Raw genomic sequence first — 25,108 nt, 5'->3', positions numbered from 1 at the left:
TGCACGCTCAGTGAGCTGTGCACGACCGACGATCAGGAGACAGCGACGATGTCAGAACCGACCTATCTGCGCGACGAACCGTTCACCGAACTCACCGTCATCGAAGTCCCAGCCACACCGGCAGCGGTCGTCGAGGCCCGCGAAGTGCACATGGCCGACCTGCCGGAACTCTTCGATTCCACCTTCTCGGGACTCTTCCCCGTCCTCTCCGAGGCGGGACTCGAACCCGCGGGCCCGGCCTTCGCCCTCTACACCCGGCAGCCGAGCGAAACGGTCGATCTGCAGGTGGGGATCCCCACCTCGGCGGGGCTGACGAATGCGCAGCCGATCCCCGGCGGCCGGATCGTCATCCCCGCGGAGCTGCCCGGCGGTTCCATGGCCGTGCGCAGCCACCTCGGCGGATATGACGGGCTCGGGGAATCCTGGGCGCAGCTGCTCAAGGAGGCGGTGGCGGCCGGGCACCGTCCGGGACTGCCGTTCATCGAACTCTATGTCACCGAACCCAGCCCCCAGGCGGATCCTGCCGATATGCGCACCGACCTGTTCCTCACCCTGGACTGAAACCCTCCGAAGACGACAGCGGCCGGGCCAGTCGATGACTGACCCGGCCGCTGTGCGTCCTGAGACTGTGCGGCTCAGTTGCCGATGATGCCTTCGGACCAGTTGTCGAAGAGACCTCCGCCCATCGAATCCTTGTCCTTTTTGTCTTTGTCCTTGTCGTCTTCGTCTCCGCCGTCATCGTCGCCGGGAGAGGTCGGGATGCCACCGGGGATCGAGGGCACGGACGGCGACGGCTCCGGCGGCTTCTTGGCCACCTTCACGGTGATCTCCGAACCCTGCTTGACCTCGCTGCCGCCGGTCGCTGACTGTTCGAAGACCTTCTTCTCATCGTGTTCGTCGGTCTCGACCTCTTCGGTCTTGCACGTGAGCTGGTACTCGTCGCCCTCGAGGGTCTTGCAGGCCTCCTCGGCGGTCTGGCCGGTGACATCGGGGACCTCGACCATGCCCGAGGAGACGACGAGATCGACATTCGAATCGACATCGACTTCCTGACCGTCGCCGGGCTTGGTCTCGATGACCACGCCCTTCTCCACATCCGGGGAGTTCTGGGAGATATGGGTGCCGGCCTGCAGCTTCGCATCGTTGATGACCTTCCGGGCGTCCTCCTCGGTCTTGCCGGAGACGTCCGGGACCTTGACCGACTCGGGGCCGGAGGAGACGATGAGCTTGACGATGCTGTCCTTGTCGACCTTCTGACCGCCCGGAGGATCGGTCTCGATGGCCTTGCCCTCGGCGACCTCGGAACTGTACTTCTCGTCCGTATCCACGCGCAGACCCTGCTGGATGAGCGCCGTTTCGGCCTCATCGGCGTCCATGCCCTCCACACTCGTGACCTCGACCTGGACGATCGGTTCGGGCTTGTTGATCTCGTACACCCACAGGGCCACGGCGGCCAGGGCGAGGAGGACGAAGATGCTGCCGATCCAGATCCAGGCGCGGGACCGCTTCTGCGGCGGCCGCTCCTCCTGGTTGGTCATGATCGTAGACACGGGACCGGTCTCGGGAGCCGCCTCGGCGTCGGCGGCATGAGCCATCGGTGCGGTCATGGGCGGAGCCATCATCGGATACGCCTGAGTGGCCTCGGCGTCGTCCTCGAAGCTCATGGGACGGCCGTCGCGGGAGGCGAGCACGTCCTCACGGAAGGTGTAGGCGTCCTGGTAGCGGGCGTCGCGGTCCTTGAGCAGAGCGTGGAGGAGCAGTCGGTCGACGGCCGGCGGGACGTTCGGGTTAAAGAAGCTCGGCGGCTGTGGGGTCTCACCGACATGCTGGTAGGCCACGGCCAGCTGCGAATCCCCGACGAACGGGGGACGGCCGGCCAGCAGCTCATAGAGCAGGCAGGCGGTCGAGTACAGGTCGGAGCGGGCGTCGACGACCTCGCCGCGGGCCTGCTCGGGGGAGAGGTACTGGGCGGTGCCGACCACCGACTGGGTCTGTGTCAGCCCCGAATTGTCCTTCAGCGCTCGGGCGATGCCGAAGTCCATGACCTTGATGTCACCCTCGGGGGTGAGCATGACGTTTGCGGGTTTGATGTCGCGGTGGACGATGCCGTTGCGGTGTGAGTACTCGAGCGGGGCGAGAACCCCGGCGATGACGTTGAGTGCCTCGTCGACGGTGAGGGTGCCGTGCTCGTTGAGCACCTCGCGCAGGGTCTGACCCTCGACGTATTCCATGACGATGAAGGGCACGGACACGGACGAGCCGCCGGACTCGACGAACTCCTCTTCGCCCGAATCATAGACGGACACGATTCCGGGATGGTTGAGACCGGCCGCGGACTGGGCCTCGCGCTTGAGCCGAGTATGGAACGAAGGATCGCGGGCGAGATCGGAGCGCAGAAGTTTGATGGCCACGCGCCGTCCGAGACGGTTGTCGACGCCCTCATGCACTTCTGCCATGCCCCCACGGCCGAGGAGCGCACGAACTTCGTAACGCCCCGACAGCACCTTGGGTTCACTCATGTATGTCCTCCGCTTGTCTCACCCGGTCTTAAGGGTTCATTCTCACCCGAACCGGGTCGAGTTCTCAGTATCTCAGACTCGTCGTTTCTCGTGATCGCTGCTCTGCATCGTTCAATGTCTAGTCATTGCCGTTGTTCCCGCCCGGGTTGCCGCTCGCATCCGAGCTGCTCGCAGAGCCCGGATTGTCGCCTGACCCGTCAGTGCCGTTGTCCGGGTTCGATCCTCCGGAGGAATCGGCGGAATCACCGGAACCAGACGAGTCCGACTCGCCGGATGTCTCCGAGGAACCTTCGGAGCCCGATCCGCTCGAGGACTCGGAGTCCGAGGACGAATTCGACGAGCTCCCGGAATCCGAACCGGTGTCGCTGCCGCCGGAGTCGGATCCCGAATCCGAACCCTGATCCTGCGAATCCGACGAGGAACCGGAGTCCGAGCTCGTCTCCGAATCGTTGCCCAGACCAGGATCGGAACCGGAATCCGAGGCCGGCTCCTGCGGCTGTTCGGCGGGACCGGCGGAGATGTAGAGGGTCACGGTATCGCCTTCTTCGAAGGTGTACCCGTTGTCGCCCTCGCCGACATCGGCGACGGTTCCGGCGGCACGATCCGAGTTGATCTCGGTGGTGTCGACCTCCAGACCCTTGTTCTCGAGGTTCTGCGTCGCCGAGGATTCCGTGAGTCCGATGTAATCGTTCTTATCGATCTCGATCGTCTTCGCCGCCTCCGAGGTGGGCGCCGACGTGGACGGCTCCGGTTCGGGTTCGGCATTGCCTCCGCCGAGGAAGAACCACAGCAGGGACCCGACGGCCAGGAGCGCGACGATCGCGAGGATCCAGATGAGGACGCGGCCCTTGTTCGACTGCTTGTCCTTCTCCAGGTCCTGATTCTGCGGATCGTCGGGATCGAATTGACCCGTGTTCGCAGAGGCGGCCCCCGCACCGGCGGCCCCCGCACCGGCGAGTCCGGCCGCGGCTCCGTTGGGGTACACCTGGGTGGCGTCATACGAGGAGGTGACGGGAATGGCCTTCGTCGTGGCCACCGGTTCCGGATTGTTGAAGACCTGAGTCAGCGCTTCGGACGCGGCGGCACCGTGACGCATCTGCGGCACGAGCTCCTCGGCTCCGGCGATGTCCCCGGCCGAGAGCGCTTCGGCGGCCTTGGCGACCTTGAAGGCATCGGAGGGCCGGCGTTCGGGCTTCTTCTCCAGCAGGCAGTCGACGAAGCGGCGCAGCGGTTCGGAGACCGTGTCCGGCAGCGGCGGATGCTGCTGATTGACCTGGGCGATGGCGATGGCCACCTGCGAATCCCCGGTGAAGGGACGCTGGCCGGCCAGGGCCTCATAGGCGATGATGCCGAGTGCATAGAGATCGGAGCCCGGCCCCGATCCCTTGCCCGTGGCCTGTTCGGGGGCCAGATACTGGGCGGTGCCCATGACCTGCCCGGTCTTCGTCAGCGGGGCCTGGTCGGTGACGCGGGCGATACCGAAGTCCGTGATCTTGACCCGGAAGTCCGGGGTCATGAGGATGTTTCCGGGCTTGATGTCGCGGTGGATGACGCCGACCTTGTGCGCGGCACCGAGGGCCTGAGCGGCCTGGGTGACGATGCTCAGGGTGTCGGTCTCGGACAGGGGGGCGCTGCGTTCGATGATGGCAGACAGGGCTTCACCGGGAACGTATTCCATGACGAGGTAGGGCGAGCCCTGTTCGTCCCCGTAGTCGTAGACGCCGGCGATTCCCGGGTCGGAGACGCGACCCATGTTCTGCGCCTCGGCACGGAACCGGGCGAGGAACGTGGATTCGGAAAGAAACTCGTCTTTGAGGATCTTCGCCGCGACCTCACGGCCGAGCACGGAGTCCACACCCTTCCAGACCTCGCCCATGCCGCCGACGGCGATGCGGGAGGTGAGTTTGTACCGGTTGCCCAACAGGGTGCCTTCGACGGGTCTCATTTCTCGACCACCGCTTCCATCATGTTCTTCGCGATCGGTCCTGCGACCGTCGCACCATAAGCTTCATTGCCTGCGTTTCCGCCGTTCTCGACCACGACCGCGACCGCGACCTGAGGGTCATCGGCCGGGGCGAAGGAGATGAACCAGGCATGGGGTGCCGCGCCCTTGGCGTGCTGGGCGGTGCCGGTCTTCGCCGCGACCTTCGTATCGCCCATCTTCGCCACCGAGGCGGTGCCGTTCTCGACCACACCCGTCATCATGTCGGTGAGCTTGTCGGCCGTATCTCCGGACACGGGACGGGACATCTGCTTCGGACGGGTCTCGGAGATCGGTTCGAGGGTGTTCGCATTGAGCACTCTGTCGACGAGCTGAGGCGTCATCATCTTTCCGCCGTTGGCGATTCCCGCGGTCATCATCGCCATCTGCATCGGAGTCGACCTGACCTCGTACTGGCCGAGCGAGGACTGAGCCAGCTGCGGCGGGTTGAGGTCGGACGGGAACGAGGACGGGGTGACGTTGAGAGGGATCTCGAGATCCTCGCCGAAGCCGAACTTCTCGGCCTGCTTCGCAACCGCGTCCTCCCCGAGGTCCATGCCCAGGGAGGCGAACGAGGTGTTGCAGGATTCGGCGAGCGAATCGGCCAGGGTCGGCTTGCCCCCGTTGCGGCAGGCACCGGGATGCGAGTTGCCGATCGTCGCCGTCGTCTGCGGCAGATCGAGCGTTGCCGGTCCGTTGAGCTGCGAATCTGGCTCGTAGTCACCGGATTCCAGGGCGGCCGCTGCGACGAGGACCTTGAACGTCGATCCGGGCGGGTACAGGTTGCCGCCGATCGCACGGTTGTAGGCGGGCTTGCCGTCGGCGGCTTCGAGGTTCTTGAAGGCCTGGCTGGCTTCGGTCGAGTCGTGGCTGGCCAGGGCGTTGGGATCCCAGCCAGGGGTCGAGGCCATGGCCAGGATCTTCCCGGTCTTCGGGTCGAGCGCCACGGCTGCACCGTTCTGGTTGCCCAGCCCGTCCCAAGCCGCCTGCTGGACCTTCGGGTCGATCGTCAGCTCGACCGCGGCGCCGCGGGGCTGCTCACCGGTGAAGAAGCTGCCGACCTTGTCGTAGAACAGGGCGTCGGAGTCACCGGAGAGGTAGTCACCGGCGGCGCGTTCCATGCCCGAGGCCCCGGACACGACGGAGTAGTAGCCGGTCAGCGAGGCGTAGGCGCGCGGATCGAGGTTGTCCGAGCCGTATTTGCGCTGGAACTTGTACTTGTCGTCCACAGGCTCCGAATACGCGATCGGGGTGCCGTCGACGAGGATCGGACCGCGATCGCGGGCCAGCTGGTCGAGGATCCGCCGGTTGTTCAGCGGATTGTTGTTCAGCGAATCCGCGGTCACGTACTGCACCCAGCTCGTCGACCCGAACAGGAGCGCGAACATGACGAATCCGACGACGGCGATATGCGTCAATGGCTTCTTCATCGTTCACCTCCGGTGGGTCGTTGGTCGGTGGCATCGGTGTCGTCCGGTGTCCGGCCGCGGGACCGTGCGCGGTCGTCAGTGGGCGGCAGGTTCGTCGTCGGGGCTTCGCCGTCGAACGCACGGGAGTCTGCCGGCGGCAGGTTCGTCGTCGGGGCTTCGCCGTCGAACGCACGGGAGTCTGCCGGCGGCAGGTTCGTCGTGGGGGCATCCTCGTCGACGGTGCGCGCCGAGGCGGCCGTGCCCTGGGCAGGGACGCTTCCTTCCGCGTCCGCTGAGTCCGCTTCCGCCGCGGGGGCACCCGCGGGAACGGGCTGCGGATCCTCGGTGATGGTGAGCACTCCGGTGTGGAACTCCTCCACGGGGCGCCTGGCGTTGTCCGAGATCCGCAGCAGCAGGGCGATGATCATCCAGTTCGCGATGAGCGAGGATCCGCCCTGGGCGAGGAACGGCGTGGTCAGACCCGTGAGCGGAATGAGGCGGGTGACGCCGCCGACGACGACGAAGACCTGCAGAGCGATCGTGAACGACAGCCCGGTGGCCAGCAGGGTGCCGAAGCCGTCGCGCAGCTGCTGGGCGGTGCGGATGCCGCGCTGGAAGATGAAGAGGTAGCAGAGCAGGATGACGAAGAGTCCGGCCAGGCCGATCTCCTCACCGAAGCTGGCATAGATGAAGTCTGATTCGGCGTAGGGGACCATATTCGGTCGACCCTCACCGAAGCCGGTGCCGATGAGTCCGCCGTTGGACATGCCGAACAGGCCCTGCACGAGCTGGTAGGAACCACCGGGAGTCTTGTTGTACTCCTCGGCGGTCAGAGCATTGAGCCAACCGGACACACGCTGGCCCACATGGGAGAAGAGGAACGTGGCCGCGACCGCGCCCGCGGAGAAGAAACCGAGGCCGAGGATGATCCACGAGACCTTCGAGGTGGCCACGTAGAGCATGGCGACGAAGAGTCCGAAGAAGAGCAGCGACGTGCCGAGGTCGCGTTCGAAGACGAGGACGCCGACGCTGGCGACCCAGGCGACGACGATGGGTCCGAAGTCGCGCAGACGGGGGAAGCGGATGCCGAGGATCTTCGGTCCGGCGGCGACGAGCTGGTCTTTGTAGGTGACGAGGTAGCCGGCGAAGAAGACGGCGAGCAGGATCTTCGCGATCTCACCGGGCTGGAAGGACAGGGGACCGACACCGATCCAGATGCGGGCGCCGTTGATGGTCTTGCCGATGCCGGGGATGAGCGGAAGCATGAGGAAGACGAGGGCGGCGAAGCCGGAGACATAGGTGTAGCGGCGCAGCCAGCGGTGATCGCGGATGACGAAGATCACGGCGATGGCCAGGCCCACGCCGAGTGTCATCCACACCAGCTGGGTCATCGCCGAACCGACGTATTCGTCGCGGCCGAGATCGACGCGGTAGATCATGGCCAGTCCGAGCCCGTTGAGCAGCACCGCGATCGGCACGAGCACGGGATCGGCGTACTTCGCCTTGATCCACACGATGATGTGGAGGATGACGCCCAGGGCCGCCAGCCATGCGGCGTAGCCGTAGACATTGGCCGGGACGGTGTCTTCGACACCGAGGCCGACCAAGGCATAAGCGCTGGTGGCGACGGCGATGGCCAGGATCAGGAGACCGAGCTCGGCCAGACGGTAGGTTCTGGGGCGCGCGGTCTGCGAGGGAGCCTGGTTCATCACTGCGACTCCCGGGTGATGGCGTCACTGGGGTCTGCGGACTTCGAATCCGGAGGCGAGGGGGCCGGGTCGGTCGGGCTCGTCGAGTCCTCGACGTCGCCGGACATGCCGGAGGAGCGATCGGATTCCTTGCGCAGATTGTCGATTATGCGATCGGCCTCATCGCGTGAACCGGCAGGAATCGATCCGCGGAGCCGATCCTGGGAGTAGCTGTTGAGGCTGCCGACCTCGATCTCCGTGGTGTCGACGAGGCGGCTGAGTTCGATGGGCCCGAGCGTCGTGTCGAGGCCGCGGTAGAGCGAGACCTTGCCGTCGTCGTTGGCGACGTAGTACTGGTGACTGACGTAGTTGTAGGCGAAGAAACCGCCGACGGCCAGCGCAACGATCACGATGGCGGTGATGATCCACCCGAGATAGGACCTTTTCTCGACCTCGTCATCGAGGTCGGCCTCCTCCTCCGCAGCGGTATCGGTCCGCAGCTGCTGAGTGGTGCCGTCCCGAGCTTCGACGTCCTGCCCGTCCACGGCGTGGATCGGTGCGGTGTCGGCGGACACGTCCGCCTCGGCGAGGGCCCCATGGGCTTCGGTGTCCACGGACGCTTCGGTGTCGGGGCTCGCACCGATCGCGGCGTAGCGGGGGTTGAGGTGGACGGATCCGACGGATACGCCCTCGGTGGTCTCGACGTCGCCCTCGAGGACATCGCCGACGACGACGGTGACGTTGTCGGCTCCGCCGCCGGCCAGGGCCAGGTCGATGAGCTGGCGGCAGGCCTCATCGGGGTCGGCCACCTCTTTGAGCACGCGGGTGATGTCGTCGATATCGGCGAAGCCGGTCAGACCGTCCGAGCACAGCATCCACCGGTCGCCGACCTGGGCTTCGCGCAGGGACAGATCGAGATCGGGGGAGGCCCCGACGTCGCCGAGGACCTTCATCACGACCGAGCGCTGCGGGTGGGTCTCGGCCTCCTCGGCGGTGATCCGGCCCTCATCGACGAGCATCTGCACGAACGTGTGGTCGTGGGTGATCGGCTGGAGTCTGTCGTCGCGGAGCACATAACCGCGGGAATCGCCGATATGGGCGAGGGCGAGGCGGTTTCCGGGGGCGCGCAGCACGGCGGTGACGGTGGTGCCCATTCCGGCGAGTTCGGGCTGTTCGCCGACGCCGCGGCAGATGCGGTCATTGGCTTCGAGGATCGAGGTGCGCAGGAGTTCGAGAGCGTCCTCGCCTCCGGGCTCATGGTCGAGTTCGGCCAGGCGGGAGACGGTGATCGCCGAGGCGACGTCTCCGCCGGCGTGGCCGCCCATTCCATCGGCGATGAGCAGGAAGTTCGGACCCGCATAGCCGGAGTCCTGGTTGTTCTTACGCACCAGCCCGGTGTGAGACCGGGCTGCCGAACGGAGAGTGATGGTACCGTCGGTCGTCACGATTGGGTCTCCAGGGTCGTATGTCCGATGGTGATCCGGGTGCCGATGGCCAGCTGAATGGGGCCGGTCATGCGTGAGCCGTCGACGATGGTGCCGTTGGTCGATCCGAGGTCCTCGAGCATCCATGCGCCGTTCTTCGCGGAGATCCGAGCGTGATGGCTGGAGGCGAAGTCGTCATTGATGATGATCGTGTTGTCGGGCGCCCGACCGAAGGTCACAGGTGCCCCCGAGAGCATGAGCGTCTGCCCGGCCAGCGGGCCGTCGGTGATGCGGATGGTGCCCGGATGAGCATGGGCGACCGGGGCGGCAGCCGGGCGAGGTGCGGGAGCCGGACGGGACGGTGGCGGTGGGGCGGACTTGGAGCCGCCTCGGCGAGATTTCCTTCCGGCGCGGGCCCGCCGGGGGCCGAAGATGTCGCGGCGGAGGACTCCGGCGACTCCGAGGACGAAGAGCCAGAGGATGACGAAGAATGCCAACCGGAAGACGGTGACGGTGAATTCGCTCACTGGGCGTCCCGCTCGTTGTAGTGGACCTCGGCCTCTCCGGCGAGGAGGACATCGCCGTCGGACAGGGTCGCCGATGTCAGTTTGCGTCCATGCAGCAGTGTGCCGTTCGTCGAACCGAGGTCATTGGCCACGGCACGGTCGCCCTCGACGACGATCTCGAAGTGTCGGCGTGAGACGCCGGGATCGTCGATGACGAAGTCCGAGCTCGACGAGGAACGGCCGAAGGTGTTCGTGCCCTGGCGCAGCATCTGCGTGCGACCGTCGATGGTCACACTGGCTTCGATGGCGCGAGCGGGTGCAGGAGCCGGCGCGGGACGGGCGGCAGGGTTCTGGCGCGGGGCCGCGGCCGGGGCCGCACGGGAAGGTTCGGGGGCACGGCGCGGGGTCACGGGCCGGGAACCGGAGTTCGGGGACTCGCCGACGATCGGATTCGCGCGGGAGATCGGGTCGTAGCCGCCGCGGTTGGCCGGCTGAGCGGCGGGGGACCCGTCGGGGCGCTGGGTCGAGGACACGACGCGGTACATTCCCGTGTCGAGGTCATCGGCGAGGGCGAATTCGACGGAGACGGGACCGACGAAGCTGTAGGCCTGTTCGACGGCGTGGTCGCCGATGACCTGGCGCAGGTCCGAGCGCAGCTCCGACTCGAGACCGGAGAGCCGGTCGTGGTCGGTCTGCGAGAGCTCGATGACGTAGTGGTTGGCCGTCAGAGTGCGGCCGCGGGAGACCACGGCGGCCTTGTTGTCGGCCTCACGGCGCAGGGCTCCGGCGAGTTCGACGGGCTCGACCTGGGATCGGAAAGCCTTCGCGAAGGCGCCGTTGACGACGTTCTCCAGCCCCTTCTCGAAGCGATCGAGTAACCCCATGGCACCTCCTCATCAGGTGTTGCCGTGGCCGGACGAAATCTTCGCCAAGCGTATTTGAGCGCTCTGACCAGGTGGTCCTGACCGAGTGCACTCTGGGCACATCAACACCCAATCCTAACGCGGTGAGGCTCTCAACTCACGTCACGCTTGTTCACGGGGCGAAGCTGTGCCGGGATTCCCTGCGTGTGTCCAGGGAAGTGTGAAGGTCGGCGGGGCCGGGTTCGGGAGCGAGTCACAGCAGCAGTCGCGGTGGGTGTAGGGCCCTCTTCGCAGCGGCAGTCGGGCCCTCTCCGCGGTGGAGCGGACGCCGTCGTCGCGGTGTGCGCAATGCTCCGACGAGGGGTGCGTAAAGCTTCGACGGGGGATGAATCGGTGCTTCGACGCCGGATGAACCGTTGTGGTCGTGACCGCGTGAATCACGGTGGTCGTGACCAGGGTAAATGTGAAGGTGGACACGTTTGGGCCGTTTCGGCTCCCTCGGTTTTATGTTTCGCCGTCTCCGATGCTAGAGTTTTACCTTGTTCGCGCGAGTGGCGGAATTGGTAGACGCGCTGGCTTCAGGTGCCAGTGGCCGCAAGGTCGTGGGGGTTCAAGTCCCCCCTCGCGCACAGCGAACGAGAAGCCCCTCACCGGGATCTGCAGAAGGTCCGGTGAGGGGCTTCTTCGTGCCCGCAGGAAAGCCGAAGTCGTGTTCGGGCGTAGGCGGAAGTCGTCGGCAGGAAAGCGGAAGTCGCCCGCAGGCCGCGAAAAGCCCCGTCTGAGGTGGATAGCCCAGGTTCAAATGTGGGCTGTTCACCTCGGACTGGGCTGAATGCGGTGGAGGCGCGGGGCGTGAGGCGCATCTGCCAGTCCGCAGTCCGCGGCGCGGCCCAAGTCCCGCGTCCACAGGCAGCTGTCTGCAGTTCGAAGGTCGCAGTTCGCGAAATGGTACTGGTTGCTCTCAACTGCCCACAGAAGAAAGTGAGCAGCTGAGAGAAACCAGCACCATTTCCGGCGTCGGGCCGGAGTCAGACCAGGGTGAGGCCAGGGTGAGGCGCGCGTCGGGCCGGTGCGCCAGACCAGGGTGAGCGCGTGAGGTGGGCGCCAGACAGACCCAGGCTGAGGCCGGCGTCGGGCCGGCGACAGGCGAGCGTCAGGTGCCGGGGAGCAGGCTCAGGCGCGCTCGTAGACGCGGGCGCGGCCCTTGATGCCGGCGAAGCGAAACGGTCCTGTGGTCACCTTCGGAGTCGAGACGTCCTCGGCGCTGGGCAGCTCGGCAGAGTGCAGCGCACGATAGGCATCTATGGACAGCGGCACCCGAGCATCGAGGGCGGCGGTCACGGCCCGCCGGCGCGAATGCCGCTCGTAGCCGGGGACGACGCGAGCGGTGAAGAACTCTCCGACGCTGCCCGATCCGTAGCTGAACAGCCCGATGCGCTTGCCCGCGAGATCCTCATCGTGGTCGAGCAGAGAACACAGTCCCGCGTAGAGTGAGGCCGTGTACGAATTGCCGAGGCGGCGGTTGTACAGAGTGCTCGTGGCCAGCCCGGTATCTCGCGGGACAGTGGGGCCCGAATCCGAGGCGGCGGAGGCGAACGCGGCGGGAGCAGCCTCGGCGGAAGCGGCGTCGGCGGGACCGACCGCGGCGGAGCCGGAAGGCACCGCACCGTCAGCGGCGGCGCCGGAAGGCACAGCACCGGCAGCGTCCGAAGCTGCGGACGTCGTCCCCGCGCCGGAACCGGCAACCCCGGCTCCGGCGACGATCTCCGTATCGAGATCCTCACCGGTGAGTCCGGCGAGGTGGACCTGCGCCTTCTTCGCCATCTTCGTGAACGGCTGGTGGTAGAGCACGCGGTCGATCTCGGCCATCGTCGGTCCGCCCTGCGCGGCCAGATCGGTCCATGCCCCGGTGAGCGCATCGAGGTACGCCGTCACCGACAGGGCACCATCGACGATCGCGGTCGTCGAATCGTTCGGGCGCCAGAAGTCATCGACATCGGCCGAGTTCAGGCCCGAGACCGGTTCGATCTCCAGCAGCTTCGGATCCGCAGAGACGAGCATCGCCACGGCGCCGGCGCCCTGAGTGGGCTCACCGGCGGTGTCGAGCTCATAGCGGGCGACATCCGAGGCGATGACGAGCACGCGCTGTTCGGGCGAACGCGTGACGATGCCGACGGCGGCCTGCAGGGCGGCGGTCGCGGAATAGCAGGCCTCTTTGACCTCGACGATGCGCATCCGCGACGGCAGGTCGAGCAGTGAGTGCACCGCCATGCCCGCTGCCTTCGACTGGTCCGTGCCCGACTCCGTGGCGAACAGCATCGTCCGGATGCCCTCGGTGCCGCTGCGCTCGATGATGCGCGCGACGGCCGCGGCGGCCATGGTGACGACGTCCTCATCAGGAGCCGGGAAGCTGAACTCGTCCTGGCCGAGGCCGAGGCGGAACTTGGCCGGATCGGTTTCGTTCGCCCGGGCGAAGTCGTCGAGGCGGACGACATGATGGCTCGTGGCCAGTTCGATGTCGTCGATGCCGATCGGTGCAGTGCCCGCAGCAGTGTCTGAAGTCATGCGGCCTCGCCGTCCTCTCGCTGAGCCTCGGAACCGAGTTCCGCCTCAGCCTTGCGTTCCATCTGACGGTGGGTGTCCATGAGCTCCCCCGGATTGGTCTGGGCGGCGAGCAGGGAGAGCTCACCGCAGAGCACCGTCGCGGCCATGAGCGCGGCCAGTCGACGCGAATTCGCTCCCGGCTCACGATCCTCACGGCACCTGAGGCGTGTCAGAGCCTCATCGACATGCGGCAGATCCTTGCCGTTGCCCACGGTGCCCACGATGAGGTGCGGCAGCGTCGTCGAGAAGTACAGTCCCTCGGCCCGGTTCTCCGCATAGGTGATGCCCTGCGAACCTTCGACGATGTTCGCCGCATCCTGACCGGTGGCCAGGTAGAAGGCGAGCAGCATATTCGCATAGTGGGCGTTCGCCGAGCGCAGAGCACCGGCGATCGTCGACCCGACGAGGTTCTTGCGCACGACGAGTTCGACCATCTTCTCCGCGCTCGTGCGCAGGCGACGCTGAACGACCTCATGAGGCAGGACGATCTCGGCGACGACATTGCGACCACGACCGAGGACGCCGTTGACCGCGGTGGCCTTCTTGTCCGAGCAGTAGTTGCCGGACACCGAGCCGTAGCCGAGGCCCAGCTGCCAGGACAGGATGGTGTCCATGAGCGAATCCGAGGCCTGGGTGACCATATTGTGGCCGGAGGCGTCGTTGGTGCGGAAGGCGAAGCGCACGAAGAGCAGGTTCCCGACGATCTCGGGGTGGATCTCGATGAGTCGGCAGTGGCTGCTGCCGGCTTCGACGACGGCCTCGAGTTCGGGCAGCCGGTGACGGATGGCCTGCGCGGCCGCCTCGGCACCGATCGCGGATTCGGCCACGAACAGCACGGACCGGGTCATCCGCTCGTCGACGATGACGGTGCGGATCCCGCCCTCGATCTCACGCGAGATCGACGCCCCGCGCCCGACGGAGGGCCACAGCGGGGTCTCGTACGTTGCCAGGGGCACGGCCACCTCGGTGTGGGTGCCGTTCGGAGCCAGCGCTTCGCCGCTGACCCGCAGGGGACCGACCCACGTGGTGGGGATCCCGGTGATCGTGGTCTGCTGATTCACAGCTGATTCCTCCTCGAATGGACGTCAGTTCGGTGCGAGAGCGCGGTGACGTCGATACCGCGCAGACGGGCGAACTCGCCGAGGCGGCCCCGCGTGAGCAGGTCCGTGCCCGTGAGATCCGTGGATCGTTCGGCCCCGAGCAGCGCGAACAGAGCCGAGGTCTGAGTCTGCCAGGTGCGCACGAGTTCGACCAGTCCCCCCGGTCCGCGGTCGAGCACGGTCTGCAGGAAGGTGCCGGCGACGCCGACGGCACGGGCACCGCAGGCCAGCGCTTTCACGACATCATAGGGGTTGCGCACCCCGCCGGAGGCCAGCAGCACACGGTTCGAGACACCGTCGACCATCGTCGGCTCGGTGGTCCACTCGGGTGGGGCGTCGAGCAGACAGGCCAGGGCCGACTGACCGAAGCCGGTGAGCATGGAGAAGTCATCGGCCCCTGCACGATCGTTCTCGATGCGGAGGAAATCCGTGCCTCCGGCCCCGGAGACATCGGCGAACTGCACGCCGATGCCAGCCAGCAGCTTCAGGGTCCGGCGGCTGAGGCCGAATCCGACCTCCTTGGCGACGACGGGCACGGGGCAGGCGGCGACGATGTCCTCGAGGCCGCTCAGCCAGGTGGAGAAGTCGCGGGTGCCTTCGGGCATCGCGGTCTCCTGCACGGGGTTGATGTGCAGCTGGAGGGCATCGGCGCGCAGCAGGTCGACGGCACGGCGGGCATCCTCGGCGCTGCGGCCGGCACCGAGGTTGCCCATGACGAAGCCGTCCGGGTTCTCCTCGCGGATGACGGTGAAGCCCTTTGCAGCCTCGGCGTCGTCGAGCGCCACGCTCATCGATCCGCAGGCCATGGGCAGACCGGTCTCGGCCGCGGCGATGGCGAGATTCCGGTTGATCTTCGCCGTGGTCTCCGTGCCGCCGGTCATGCCGTTGACATAGAAGGGAGTCGGCCACGTCCAGTCGCCGAGGTCGACGGACAGGTCGACGCGGTCGGGGCTCGTTCCCGACAGGGCATGGTGGACGAATTCGAGGTCGTCGAAGTCGGTGCGGCGGGGGCCTTCGGTCTGCTGCGCCGAGGCGAGGCGAACGTGGTCGTCCTTGCGGGAGGCCCGTGAGGCCTTGGTTTCAGGGGACTCAGAACTCATCGATCTCGCCTTCCTCTCGGTGGATGTCGAGGTCCAGTGGTCGGATGCCGGCGGCTTCCCAGCCGCTGAGAATGGTCTGCGCTTCCGTGTGGGAGTGGGCGAGTGCGATTCCGCAGTCGCCGCCGCCGGCGCCCGAAGGCTTCGCGGCGGCACCGTGGGCTTCGGCGATCTCGCATAGATCGTGCAGGGCTACGGTCTCGATGAGGCTGCCCGTGGAGTCGCTCAGCCGCTGCAGCAGTGCGCGCACGGAGCGGATCGTGGTCAGGCTGGCCTCGGCATCGTCGGCATCGAAGGCCGCCACGAGATCGTCGACGAGGGTGTGGGACTCGGCGGCGAAGGACGTCAGCGGGCGAGGCCTCTGCGGTGCCGGGGTGTGGACGCGTTTGACGAGGTGTTCGGTCGAGGCCGGTGATCCGGTCCAGCCGACGAGGAGGTCGAGCGAGTTCGGCGGGGTGATCCGCCTGGCCGAGGAGCCGGCCCATTCTGCGCAGCTCATCGCGGAGACGACTCCGTGGGCTTCGCGATGAGCGTGCAGGGCCGCACGGTCGGGGGAGGAGTAGCGGATCCAGCCGCCGAACGTGCTGGCGGCAAGGTCCCCGCCGGAGGCCTTCGTGGAGATCGCGATGGTCGCCAGGAGAGCGAGCTTGAAGCGTTCGGTCGGGGTGAGGCCGAGGCCGTAGAACTCATCGAGAGCGGCGATCGTCGCGACGGTGACAGCGGCCGAGGAGCCGAGGCCGAACTTCCGGCCGTCGGCGTCATTGAGTTCGCTGGAGATCTCGAGATCGAAGTAGCGGGGGCTGGCCCCGCGGCCGGAGCGCAGCTCCTCGACGGTGGAGATCGCCGAGAGCACGTAGTCGAAGGGACGCTCATCGACGATGATGTGCTCGCCATCGTCCTCGCGCCGCCACACGACGGGAACCTGACCGTATTCGCTCGAATGGATGCGGCCGGCGCCCTGGCTCTCGGTCAGGCGCACGGTGATGCATCGATCGACGGCGATGAGCACGGCGGGCTGTCCGGGCTCGACGACGGCGTACTCGCCGGCGATGAAGAGTTTGCCGGGCGCCCGGGTCACGATCATGCCCGGCTGCCTTCACCCGCAGCCGGGGTCGTTCCGTCGGCGGGTGGGACTGCGTCGGCGGCGGTGAGCAGGTGGGCTCCCGGGCCGGGACCGACGACGCGAACGTCGCCGAATCCGGAGAGCTTCTCGGTCAGCGCCTCGGCCTCATGTGGACGGACGATGACGGCGACGTTCGGGCCGGCATCGGCGGTCGAATAGGCTTCGATCCCGTTCTCGCGGGCTTCGGCCACGGCGTCGAAGATCGCGTGGCTGGTCGGGTTGAGGAACCGGATCGGCGGAACGGTGGACTGGATGAGTCCGTGCATGCGCAGAGCGTGGGATTCCGTGATCTCACCGATGCGGGTGAAGTCCCCGGCGGCGCAGGCCGCGACCATCTGCGTCAGGTAGTCCTCGGTCGAGGACACCCAACCGGAGTAGAAGGGTGAGGTGGCGGCGGTCAGGCGCATCGCTTCGCGGGAGGACACGGCCTTCCTGGCCCGGTCGACGGTGACGATGATCATCCGCATGTCCGGGGCGGGGACGGTTTCGGCGAAGGAGGATTCGTCGTCGCCGGCATGCCAGACGGCGATGCCGTGAGGAATCGAGCGGCAGGCCGAACCCGAACCGCGGCGGGCCAGACGGCTGAGTTCTGAGGGTTCGAGGTCGAGGTCGAAGGCTGCGGCCGCGGCTGTGGCCAGTGCTGCGAACCCCGACGCCGAGGAGGCCAGACCGGCACCCGTGGGCACGGAGTTGCGGGACCGGACGAGGACGCGGTCGTCCCGTCCGGCGAGTTCGCGGACATGGTCGAGGAAGACGGAGATGCGCGAGGTCTGCCCGGCGTCGGCGAGTGCGCCGTCGAGTTCGAGGACGTCGGAGGAGGCGTCAGGGGCGGGCACCACGGTGGTCGTGGTCTCGAAGTGGTCGAGGGTCAGTGACAGGCTGCCCGCAGCGGGCAGGATGAGCTCCTCATCGGCCTTGCCCCAGTATTTGACCAGGGCGATGTTCGGGTAGGCCCGCGCCGTCGTCGTTCTCATGTCGGTCTGACCTCCGTCGTCCAGGTGCGCGGCGCTCCCGCCCTGCGCAGCGCATCCGCCAGCTCCTCGGCCTCGTCGTCCCCATCGGCCAGGGCCAGAACGCAGCCGCCGAGGCCGCCGCCGGTGAGTTTGGCTCCCCGGGCTCCGGCCGTGGTGGCGGCGCTGACGAGGGAGTCCAGGGTCGGGGTCGACACGCCGATGCCGCCCAGCAGTTCGTGGGCTTCGAGCATGCGGTGGCCGATCGTGGCCCGATCACCGGAGCGGATGTCGTCGACGGCGGCGTCGCTGAGCTCAGCCAGACGGTCGATCATCCCGCCGATGCGCAGGGGATCGGCGTCACGGCGGGCACGGACTCCTCCGACCGCCTCGGCGGTGGACCCGTGATGCCCGGAGTCCGCGAGGACGAAGACGAGGCGCTGACCGACGTCGATGGTCTCGGCGCACCCGGTCTGGAAGCGGATCGGTGCGGGCTTCGCCACGGCCCAGGCGTCGATGCCGCTGGGCCGGCCGTGGGCGACGGTCTCGGCCGCCTGCACGATCTCGTGGAGCGTGTCCTCGTCGAAGACGGTGGAGTGGAGATTCGCGACGGCGCGGGCCACGGAGGTGGCCACGGCGGCACTCGAACCCAATCCGCGGCTGTGGGGGATCGCGGAACGGATGAGCAGCTCCACCTCGGCGGCGGGATCACCTGCGGCATCGAGAGCGGCCGTCAGACCGGCGACGACGGGTCCCATCGGCTCCGGAGCCGTCTGCGCGTTTCCGGAGAACAGCTGGCTCTCGATCCGGGTCTCCTGGTTCGGGGACCGGCGGATGTCGGCCTGCACGCCGAGCCCGTGCAGCGGCACGGCGACGGCCGGAGAGCCGTAGACGACCGCGTGTTCGCCGAACAGGATCGCCTTGGCATGAGCGAAGCCCTGGGAGGTGCCCGCCGAGGCCGGTGTCGGTTCGGTCAGAGAGGAATTGTGCATGCAGGAGGATTTCGGGATGTGTGGATTGATGTCACCATCATATGCCGTACCCCCGCCCATCCCGAAGACGAGGTGACCTCCGTCTCAGGTGGGCCCGGCGAGGTGGGCGCGCTCTGCGGGGTCGGTGGTGAGGTCGAGGGCACGGCGGCGGGCCGCGTCCGCCTCGTCGCTGCGGCCGAGGCGGGAAAGTAGGTGAGCCCGCAGCACCCAGGCCGGTTGGAAGGCGGCCAGACGAGCTTCGCTGCGGCTCAGCTCCTCCAGCACCGTCAGTCCCGCATCGGGTCCCTCGACCTCGGCGAGGACGGCGGCCCGGGAGACCGATCCGCCGATGCTCGGCGCGATCTGCTCGAGGTCGTCGTGGAGGCGCAGCAGCATCGGCCAATCCGTGGATCCGGTGCGGATTCCGGCCATGTGGAGCAGCTGAATCGCGGCTTCGAGGCCGAAGCGCCCGACCTGCCCGCAGCGATGGACCCAGGCGAGGTGGCTCTCGCCGTTCTCGCTCAGCGCGCGGTCCCAGAGGTCGGGGTCCTGGTCGGCAAGGGGCACGAATTCCCCGTCCCGACCTCGGCGAGCGGGGAAGCGGGCGGCGGAGAGATGGATGAGGGCAGTCAGTCCGTGGGATTCGCCGTCACCGGGGCAGAGTTCGGCCACGAGGCGGGACAGATACAGTGCCTCACCGATCATGCCTTCTCGTGGCTGTCTCGCCGCATGAGCCCATTCGATGGCGAAAGCCCCGTAGATCGTCTCGTGCACATCGGGCAGACGGGACTCGAGGTCGAGTCGGTCGGGGCTGCCGAAGGCGACGCCGAGACCGGCGACGCGCTTCTTCGCCCTGGTCAGGCGGGCGGAGACCGTGGCGGCGGGCAGGGCCATGGCCGCCGCGACCTGCTTCGCCGTCATCCCCATCACTGCCGAGAGCATGAGCAGCGGCCGGGCGGGAGGATCGATGTCCGGATGGGCGCAGGCGGCGAGGAGTTCGATCCGGCGGTCGGGCAGAGCGTCGGGGTCGTGATGGGCGGGGTCGGAACCGAAACCGGGACCGGTGCCGAAAACGGAGCCCGGACTGGAGCCGGGGCTGGAACCATAATCAGTGCCGGAGCGGCTTTCGATGCAGTCGATCGTCTCCTCGTCGAGGGCCGTCGAGGTCCGTGCCGCCGCCGATTTCCACACGTCCCGGCGGGCATTGAGCGCCACGCGGTAGAGCCAGCCCTCGGGGTTGGAAGGCGGATCTTTGGCCCGCCACGCGGTCACGGCGCGTTCGAGCGCGGTGGACAGCGCATCCTCGGCGCCGGAGATATCACCGTCGGCGGCCGCGATGAGCGCGATGATCCTGCCCCAGCCGTCCTGGGACAGGATCATCGCGCGATCGGCAGGATCGGCCTGCTCTGCGGATTCGGTCATCGGCGAGCGATCAGGAGGAACGATCCGGGCGGGACGGGCAGTCGCCGGGTCGGGTCGGACCGTCACCCCGTCGGGTCCAGGCACCGTCGACGAACGAGGTCGCCGCGGGTCGGACCTCGATGGTGCCGTAGCTCGTGCCGGGGAACTTCTCGGCCCAGGCCAGGGCTGCCTCGATGTCGGGAACGTCGATGACGACGACCCCGGCCAGGGCCTCCTTCGCCGCTGCGAAGGGCCCATCCTCGATGACGACCTCTCCGGTCCGCCGGGTCACGGTCTTCGTTTCGGTGTGGGGTGCGAGCATCTCCCAGGCGACGAAGACTCCGGCCGAGGTCAGCGCCTGGCCGAAGTCGTCCATGAGGCGCATCATCTCCTGGAAGTCCTCTTCGGTGGGGGCGGGGCCGTCGGCTCCGGGCTCGGGTGCGTGGAAGATCAGTGAGCAGCGCATGGTTCGCTCCGTTCTGTGTGCGGCGGCCGGATTTCGGTCGCTCACAGAGAAGACGATCGAATCGACGTCGATTCGACACCGTGCTCAGAATTCTTCCACGGAATCCCTTTCGCGGAGTTGGCTCGGCGCTGTGACCACAAACGGAGGGCAGGAGGCGGTTCCGCCGTGAACCGCAGGACTCCGCCCGACCCGCCGCACCCCCTCACACGAGCCCGGTGTAGACCGATCCCGGGTTGAAGATGTTGTCCGGATCGAGGGCCTGCTTGATCCGATGGTTGAGCTCCATGACGTCCTCGCCGAGGTAGGGCGCGAGCCATGGGGCCTTGAGCCGGCCGACGCCGTGCTCACCGGTGATCGTCCCGCCGAGCCCGGTGGCCAAATCCATGACTTCGCCGTAGGCGATCTGCGCTCGCCTCTGCTGCTCCTCATCCTTGGGATCGAGGACGAGCAGCGGGTGGGTGTTGCCGTCGCCGGCGTGGGCGATGACGGCGATCGTCACGTCGCGCTCGGCCGCGATCCTCTCGATGCCGAGCACCAGATCGCCGAGCTTCGGCAGCGGAACTCCGACGTCCTCGAGCAGCAGCGCACCCTTCTTCTCCACTGCCGGGATCGCGATCCGGCGGGCCGTGACGAAGGCTTCGCTCTCCTCGGGGTCGGTGGTGAGATAGCACTCGGAGGCGGCGTTGGCATTGCAGATCTCTTCGATGATCGCCGCCTGCGCTGCGCAGTGCTCGCCGGGTTCGTCGGACTGGACGACGAGCATGCCCTCGGCCTCACGGTCGAGGCCCATCTTCAGCTCGTCTTCGACGGCGTTGATCGACGGCTTGTCCATGAACTCGAGCATCGAGGGGCGCATTGCTCGGGCGATGTCGAGCACGGCCTGTGTGGCGTCGGCGAGCTTGCCGAACATCGCGACGACGGTCGTCGGGGGCAGCTGGGCGGGGATGAGACGCAGGGTCACCTCGGTGATGACGCCCAGCGTCCCTTCCGAGCCGACGAACAGCTTCGTCAGGGGCAGACCGGCGACGTCCTTGAGCCGGGGTCCGCCGAGCTTCACGGCCCGACCGTCGGCGAGGACGACGGTCATGCCGAGGACATAGTCCGTGGTCACACCGTATTTCACGCAGCAGAGACCGCCGGCGTTCGTGGCGATGTTGCCGCCGATGGAGCAGAACTCGAATGACGACGGGTCCGGCGGATACCACAGGCCGTGCTCGGCCGCGGCGGCCTTGACCTCGGCGTTGAAGGCACCCGGCTGGACGACGGCCATGCGCGTGACGGGGTCGATGCTGATCTCGCGCATCTGGTCCAGGGAGAGCACGATTCCGCCGTCGACGGCGGAGCTGCCGCCGGACAGGCCGGATCCGGCGCCGCGGGGCACGATCGGGACCTTCGCCTCGGCGGCGATGCGCACCACCGTCTGCACCTCCTCGGTGGTTCTCGCCCGGACCACGGCCAGCGGCACTCCGGCGTCGGGGTCGTTCGCGCGGTCCCAGCGGTAGGCGTCCATCGAATCGGGATCGGTGATGACTGCCGAGTCCGGCAGAGCGGAGGTGAGCGAGGAGACAACGTCCATGTTGCGTATCTGGCCTTTCGAGCGGAGTTCGGCACCCGGAATTCGCTTCCGACGTTACCAGGATCACGTTCGCCGCCGGTGCGCAGGTCAGGGTGTGGACAGGGCAGGTTCGGCGGGTGCCGCACGGCTTCGGCGCGGGCCGTGCCGCCGGTCGCCGCGGCGTAGGCTGAGCCCATGACCGACGACCCCGATCAGCCGCCCGCCGCCTGCGTGCTCGGGACGCTGCCCGGCACCGGTTTCGAGGGCCGACGGATCGGCATCGTCGATCTGGATCGCGCGGGTCGGGAGATCAATCGGATCGAACTCGCCGAGGAGGCCCTCCCCGGCTTCGCCCGTGACCGTGAGAACGGAGTCGGGGGAGGTCCGACGGAAACGGGTGGGAGTGGGGGCCGCGCTCCAGCGCCTCCGACGCGGTGGATCTTCAGCGACACCCCGAAGTGGTATCCGCCGCTGTTGGCCGCCGGGGTGAGCCTCGAGCGCTGCCACGATCTGCGATTGACCCATGCGATCCTCGCCCGCTCCGAGCTCGTCACCGACCCGGGTCCGCTGCGTGCCGCCGAGGACTGGGATGCGGTACCCGCGGAGGCGGCGGCACCGGAGCAGGCGGCCGCTCTCTTCGACGTCGATGCCGGGCGCGGATTCACCCCGCAGGTCCCGCACGACCTCGAGGCGGCCCTGGTCGAGCACACCAGGCAGACAGCAGCGATCGCGACCGCGAGTGATCCGGGCAGGCTGCGCCTGCTGCTGGCCGCGGAATCGGCGGGAGGGCTCGTCGCCGCAGAGATGCGTGCGGCCGGAGTGCCCTGGGACGAGGCCGAACACGACCGGATACTGACCGAACTGCTCGGCCCCAGGCCGATCCGCGACGGGAAGCCTCAGAAGATGCTGGCCAAGGCCGAGGAGGTCCGCGCCGCGCTCGAGGACCCGCGGGCCAACCTCGACTCGCCGAACCGGCTGCTGTCCTCACTGCGCAACGCCGGGATCAACGTCGCCTCGACCTCGAAATGGGAGCTGGCGGACAGCGAACATCCGGCGATCGCTCCGCTGCTCGAGTACAAGAAGATGGCTCGGCTGCTGTCCGCCAATGGCTGGCACTGGTGTGATGAATGGGTCGAGTCCGGTCGCTACCGACCGGTCTATGTGCCCGGCGGGGTCGTCACCGGACGGTGGGCGGCCAGCGGGGGAGGGGCCCTGCAGATCCCCCGTCAGCTGCGTCCGGCGCTGCGCGCCGATGAGGGGTGGCGGCTCGTCTCCGCCGATGTCGCCCAGCTCGAACCCCGCGCGCTCGCCGCGATGTCCGGGGATCGGGCGATGGCCGCGGCCGGGTTCGGCAGGGACCTCTACTCCGGGCTCGTCGATGCCGGCGTCGTGACCACTCGGCAGGAGGCGAAGATCGCCGTCCTCGGTGCGATGTACGGGTCCACGACCGGGGAGGCCGGGGCCTTGGTGCCGCGACTGCGGGAGAACTTCCCCGCCGCGATGAATCTCGTCGATTCCGCCGCCGAGGCGGGACGAGCGGGAGGAGTCGTGTCCACCTGGCTGGGTCGGACCTCCCCACCTCCGGGCGAGGGGTGGCAGAGGCTGCAGAAGGCGGCGAACCGCTTCGACGCCACCGGTGCCGATGAGCAGAGGGCCCGGCGGGCGGCCGGTGACCAGGGACGATTCACCCGCAACTTCGTCGTCCAGGGCACCGCGGCCGAATGGGCGCTGGCCTGGCTGGCCGATCTGCGGCTGCGTCTGGCCAGGCTGCCGGAGATCGACGGTGACGATGCGACGGCAGGCGGGACCGATGAGGAGGGCCGGTCCGGCACCCGCCCGGCGGCCGCCTCGGGGTCGGTGTTCTCACGCCGTGCCCACCTCGTCTTCTTCCTCCACGACGAGGTCATCGTCCATGCCCCGGCCGAACAGGCCGATCAGGCGGCCGAGGAGATCAGGGCGGCGGCCGCCTCGGCGGGCCGGCTGCTGTTCGGGGATGCTCCCGTCGATTTCCCCCTCGATCTGAGCATCGGTGAGCGGGCGCTCAAGGAGTGAGCGCGAACGGGGCAGAGCTGATCCCCGTGCGGCTGAACGGGCTCTGAAAGATAAGCGCAGACGCATGGAATAGACTGCCGGCCGCAGGCGCTGGACGATGTGGCCCAGCAACGGACACGGAATCCAAGGAGATCACATGAGCATCAGCGTCAAGGCACTGCAGAAGACCGGACCGGACCAGCCGTTCCGCGTGGCCGCGATCGAACGCCGGGATCCCCGACCCGGTGACGTCGTCATCGACATCAGGGCCGCCGGCATCTGCCACAGCGACATCCACACCATCCGCAACGAATGGGGCGAGGCGCACTTCCCGCTCACCGTCGGCCACGAGATCGCCGGCGTCGTCGAGGCAGTCGGTGAGAACGTCACCGACTGGAAGATCGGCGACCGGGTAGGTGTGGGCTGCATGGTCAACTCCTGCGGAGAATGCGAGGAGTGCCTGGCCGGTCAGGAGCAGAACTGCCTGAACGGCAGCGTCGGCACCTACAACGTCGAAGACGTCGACGGCACGATCACCCAGGGCGGATACGCCCAGAAGGTCGTCGTCAACGAACGCTTCGTCTGCCGGATCCCCGACGCCCTCGACTTCGACGTCGCCGCCCCGCTGCTGTGCGCGGGCATCACCACCTACGCTCCGCTTGCCCGCTGGGGCGCCGGTGAGAAGAAGAACGGCGCGCGTAAGCAGGTCGCCGTGCTCGGGCTCGGCGGACTCGGTCATATGGGCGTGCAGATCGCCGCGGCTATGGGCGCCGAGGTGACCGTGCTCTCGCGCACGCTGAAGAAAGAAGGCGCGGCGCTGGAACTCGGGGCGAAGCGGATGCTCGCCACCACAGAGGACAACTTCTTCTCCGACCACACCGGCGAATTCGACCTCATCCTCAACACGATCAGCGCCGACATCCCCGTCAACCGCTACCTGCGCCTGCTGAAGCCCCGCGGGGTCATGGCCGTCGTCGGCCTGCCGCCCGAGAAGCAGCAGTTCTCCTTCGGCGCCGTCATCGGAGGAGCCAAGGCGATCGCCGGATCGAACATCGGCGGCATCGCCGAGACCCAGGAGATGCTGGACTTCTGCGCCGAACACGGCATCGCCGCGAAGATCGAGACGATCCCCGTCACCGAGGCGGACGCCGCCTACGACCGGGTCGTGGCCGGAGACGTGCAGTTCCGCGTCGTCATCGACACCGCGAGCTTCGACGACGTCGAGGTGGTCTGAGTCGAGACCGTCTGAGTCGAGTCCGTCTGAGTCAGCTCCGCCGAAGCTCGGGTGTGAGACCGCAATCGTCGGGGGTGATTCCCGCAATCCCTGCGGGAATCCCTCGACCCCCATGCCGCAGACGGGCACAATGAGACCGGGCGAAGTGAGTCCGAGCCGAGTCCTCACCGGGAACGGTTCCGAACG

The 25,108-nt window shown here is 67.7% G+C and carries 19 protein-coding genes and 1 tRNA gene; 4 read left to right on the top strand and 16 right to left on the bottom strand.

The genetic code is table 11. The features are described from left to right. Positions 1–48: 48 nt before the first annotated feature. Entirely contained in the window at positions 49–561 is a 513-nt protein-coding gene (locus tag FHG09_RS02835) for a GyrI-like domain-containing protein (RefSeq protein ID WP_152346161.1), read from the top strand. A gap of 74 nt (positions 562–635) precedes the next feature. On the opposite strand, the gene pknB is transcribed toward FHG09_RS02835, so the two are convergent. The 7 genes from pknB to FHG09_RS02800 form a co-directional block, all read right to left on the bottom strand. Continuing rightward, positions 636–2,519 carry a Stk1 family PASTA domain-containing Ser/Thr kinase gene (gene pknB / locus FHG09_RS02830; RefSeq protein WP_152346160.1) on the bottom strand — a complete coding sequence of 628 codons (1,884 nt, stop codon included), beginning with the start codon at positions 2,517–2,519 and terminating at the stop codon, positions 636–638. A gap of 118 nt (positions 2,520–2,637) precedes the next feature. Continuing rightward, on the bottom strand, positions 2,638–4,464 hold the full coding sequence (locus tag FHG09_RS02825) for a protein kinase domain-containing protein (RefSeq protein WP_152346159.1): 1,827 nt from the start codon (positions 4,462–4,464) through the stop codon (positions 2,638–2,640). Then, positions 4,461–5,930, bottom strand: a complete 1,470-nt coding sequence (locus tag FHG09_RS02820) for a peptidoglycan D,D-transpeptidase FtsI family protein (protein WP_152346158.1) — start codon at positions 5,928–5,930, stop codon at positions 4,461–4,463. Before FHG09_RS02820 ends, FHG09_RS02825 begins: the two co-directional genes overlap by 4 nt. Next, positions 5,927–7,618 carry an FtsW/RodA/SpoVE family cell cycle protein gene (locus tag FHG09_RS02815; protein ID WP_152346157.1) on the bottom strand — a complete coding sequence of 564 codons (1,692 nt, stop codon included), beginning with the start codon at positions 7,616–7,618 and terminating at the stop codon, positions 5,927–5,929. The genes FHG09_RS02820 and FHG09_RS02815 overlap by 4 nt, the downstream gene beginning before the upstream one ends. After that, positions 7,618–9,042, bottom strand: coding sequence for a PP2C family protein-serine/threonine phosphatase (locus tag FHG09_RS02810; RefSeq protein WP_152346156.1), 1,425 nt, complete (start codon positions 9,040–9,042; stop codon positions 7,618–7,620). Before FHG09_RS02810 ends, FHG09_RS02815 begins: the two co-directional genes overlap by 1 nt. Further along, positions 9,039–9,548 carry an FHA domain-containing protein gene (locus FHG09_RS02805; protein WP_152346155.1) on the bottom strand — a complete coding sequence of 170 codons (510 nt, stop codon included), beginning with the start codon at positions 9,546–9,548 and terminating at the stop codon, positions 9,039–9,041. The genes FHG09_RS02810 and FHG09_RS02805 overlap by 4 nt, the downstream gene beginning before the upstream one ends. Then, positions 9,545–10,411: a DUF3662 and FHA domain-containing protein gene (locus tag FHG09_RS02800; RefSeq protein WP_152346154.1), complete on the bottom strand. Its 867-nt coding sequence runs from the start codon at positions 10,409–10,411 to the stop codon at positions 9,545–9,547. The genes FHG09_RS02805 and FHG09_RS02800 overlap by 4 nt, the downstream gene beginning before the upstream one ends. 524 nt (positions 10,412–10,935) lie before the next feature. On the opposite strand from FHG09_RS02800, the gene FHG09_RS02795 reads away from it, so the two are divergent. Continuing rightward, a tRNA-Leu gene (locus tag FHG09_RS02795) sits at positions 10,936–11,019 on the top strand. Between the two features lie 544 nt (positions 11,020–11,563). On the opposite strand, the gene FHG09_RS19920 is transcribed toward FHG09_RS02795, so the two are convergent. From FHG09_RS19920 to FHG09_RS02745, 9 genes are all read right to left on the bottom strand, one after another. Beyond that, on the bottom strand, positions 11,564–12,955 hold the full coding sequence (locus FHG09_RS19920) for a hydroxymethylglutaryl-CoA synthase (protein ID WP_227492500.1): 1,392 nt from the start codon (positions 12,953–12,955) through the stop codon (positions 11,564–11,566). Then, positions 12,952–14,055 carry a hydroxymethylglutaryl-CoA reductase gene (locus tag FHG09_RS02780; RefSeq protein ID WP_152346153.1) on the bottom strand — a complete coding sequence of 368 codons (1,104 nt, stop codon included), beginning with the start codon at positions 14,053–14,055 and terminating at the stop codon, positions 12,952–12,954. Before FHG09_RS02780 ends, FHG09_RS19920 begins: the two co-directional genes overlap by 4 nt. Beyond that, entirely contained in the window at positions 14,052–15,194 is a 1,143-nt protein-coding gene (gene fni, locus FHG09_RS02775) for a type 2 isopentenyl-diphosphate Delta-isomerase (protein ID WP_152346152.1), read from the bottom strand. Before fni ends, FHG09_RS02780 begins: the two co-directional genes overlap by 4 nt. Further along, positions 15,184–16,275, bottom strand: coding sequence for a phosphomevalonate kinase (locus tag FHG09_RS02770; protein ID WP_152346151.1), 1,092 nt, complete (start codon positions 16,273–16,275; stop codon positions 15,184–15,186). The genes fni and FHG09_RS02770 overlap by 11 nt, the downstream gene beginning before the upstream one ends. Further along, positions 16,272–17,288 carry a diphosphomevalonate decarboxylase gene (gene mvaD, locus FHG09_RS02765; protein ID WP_152346150.1) on the bottom strand — a complete coding sequence of 339 codons (1,017 nt, stop codon included), beginning with the start codon at positions 17,286–17,288 and terminating at the stop codon, positions 16,272–16,274. Before mvaD ends, FHG09_RS02770 begins: the two co-directional genes overlap by 4 nt. Then, positions 17,285–18,256 (bottom strand): mevalonate kinase, encoded by a 972-nt coding sequence (gene mvk, locus FHG09_RS02760; protein WP_193627260.1) that lies wholly within the window; start codon positions 18,254–18,256, stop codon positions 17,285–17,287. Before mvk ends, mvaD begins: the two co-directional genes overlap by 4 nt. A gap of 84 nt (positions 18,257–18,340) precedes the next feature. Next, positions 18,341–19,657, bottom strand: coding sequence for an RNA polymerase sigma factor (locus FHG09_RS02755; protein WP_152346148.1), 1,317 nt, complete (start codon positions 19,655–19,657; stop codon positions 18,341–18,343). A gap of 10 nt (positions 19,658–19,667) precedes the next feature. After that, entirely contained in the window at positions 19,668–20,102 is a 435-nt protein-coding gene (locus FHG09_RS02750) for a YciI family protein (RefSeq protein ID WP_152346147.1), read from the bottom strand. A gap of 202 nt (positions 20,103–20,304) precedes the next feature. Beyond that, positions 20,305–21,678, bottom strand: a complete 1,374-nt coding sequence (locus FHG09_RS02745) for an FAD-binding oxidoreductase (RefSeq protein ID WP_152346146.1) — start codon at positions 21,676–21,678, stop codon at positions 20,305–20,307. A 174-nt stretch (positions 21,679–21,852) separates the two neighbouring features. Between FHG09_RS02745 and FHG09_RS02740 the strand changes: the two genes are divergently transcribed. Together FHG09_RS02740 and FHG09_RS02735 are read left to right on the top strand one after the other, a co-directional pair. After that, a complete protein-coding gene (locus tag FHG09_RS02740; RefSeq protein WP_152346145.1) occupies positions 21,853–23,709 on the top strand; it encodes a bifunctional 3'-5' exonuclease/DNA polymerase in 1,857 nt (618 codons plus the stop codon). 136 nt (positions 23,710–23,845) lie between these two features. Next, positions 23,846–24,922 (top strand): NAD(P)-dependent alcohol dehydrogenase, encoded by a 1,077-nt coding sequence (locus FHG09_RS02735; protein WP_152346144.1) that lies wholly within the window; start codon positions 23,846–23,848, stop codon positions 24,920–24,922. Positions 24,923–25,108: the final 186 nt, after the last annotated feature.

Origin of the sequence: Brevibacterium sp. CFH 10365, assembly GCF_009299785.1 — a bacterium.
Taxonomy (GTDB): Bacteria; Actinomycetota; Actinomycetes; order Actinomycetales; family Brevibacteriaceae; genus Brevibacterium; species Brevibacterium limosum.
Note: the sequence above shows the minus strand (reverse complement) of the source record. Positions and strands in the feature narration are given on the sequence as shown.

Bases quoted from the DNA above. Each gene is read 5' to 3' on its own strand.
- FHG09_RS02835 (WP_152346161.1), top strand. From the start codon at position 49: ATGTCAGAACCGACCTATCTGCGCGACGAACCGTTCACCGAACTCACC.
- FHG09_RS02825 (WP_152346159.1), bottom strand. From the start codon at position 4,464: ATGAGACCCGTCGAAGGCACCCTGTTGGGCAACCGGTACAAACTCACC.
- mvk (WP_193627260.1), bottom strand. From the start codon at position 18,256: ATGCACAATTCCTCTCTGACCGAACCGACACCGGCCTCGGCGGGCACC.
- mvaD (WP_152346150.1), bottom strand. From the start codon at position 17,288: ATGAGAACGACGACGGCGCGGGCCTACCCGAACATCGCCCTGGTCAAA.
- FHG09_RS02735 (WP_152346144.1), top strand. From the start codon at position 23,846: ATGAGCATCAGCGTCAAGGCACTGCAGAAGACCGGACCGGACCAGCCG.
- FHG09_RS02745 (WP_152346146.1), bottom strand. From the start codon at position 21,678: ATGGACGTTGTCTCCTCGCTCACCTCCGCTCTGCCGGACTCGGCAGTC.
- FHG09_RS02740 (WP_152346145.1), top strand. From the start codon at position 21,853: ATGACCGACGACCCCGATCAGCCGCCCGCCGCCTGCGTGCTCGGGACG.
- FHG09_RS02755 (WP_152346148.1), bottom strand. From the start codon at position 19,657: ATGACCGAATCCGCAGAGCAGGCCGATCCTGCCGATCGCGCGATGATC.
- FHG09_RS02770 (WP_152346151.1), bottom strand. From the start codon at position 16,275: ATGATCGTGACCCGGGCGCCCGGCAAACTCTTCATCGCCGGCGAGTAC.
- FHG09_RS02800 (WP_152346154.1), bottom strand. From the start codon at position 10,411: ATGGGGTTACTCGATCGCTTCGAGAAGGGGCTGGAGAACGTCGTCAAC.
- FHG09_RS19920 (WP_227492500.1), bottom strand. From the start codon at position 12,955: ATGACTTCAGACACTGCTGCGGGCACTGCACCGATCGGCATCGACGAC.
- FHG09_RS02820 (WP_152346158.1), bottom strand. From the start codon at position 5,930: ATGAAGAAGCCATTGACGCATATCGCCGTCGTCGGATTCGTCATGTTC.
- fni (WP_152346152.1), bottom strand. From the start codon at position 15,194: ATGAGTTCTGAGTCCCCTGAAACCAAGGCCTCACGGGCCTCCCGCAAG.
- pknB (WP_152346160.1), bottom strand. From the start codon at position 2,519: ATGAGTGAACCCAAGGTGCTGTCGGGGCGTTACGAAGTTCGTGCGCTC.
- FHG09_RS02815 (WP_152346157.1), bottom strand. From the start codon at position 7,618: ATGAACCAGGCTCCCTCGCAGACCGCGCGCCCCAGAACCTACCGTCTG.
- FHG09_RS02750 (WP_152346147.1), bottom strand. From the start codon at position 20,102: ATGCGCTGCTCACTGATCTTCCACGCACCCGAGCCCGGAGCCGACGGC.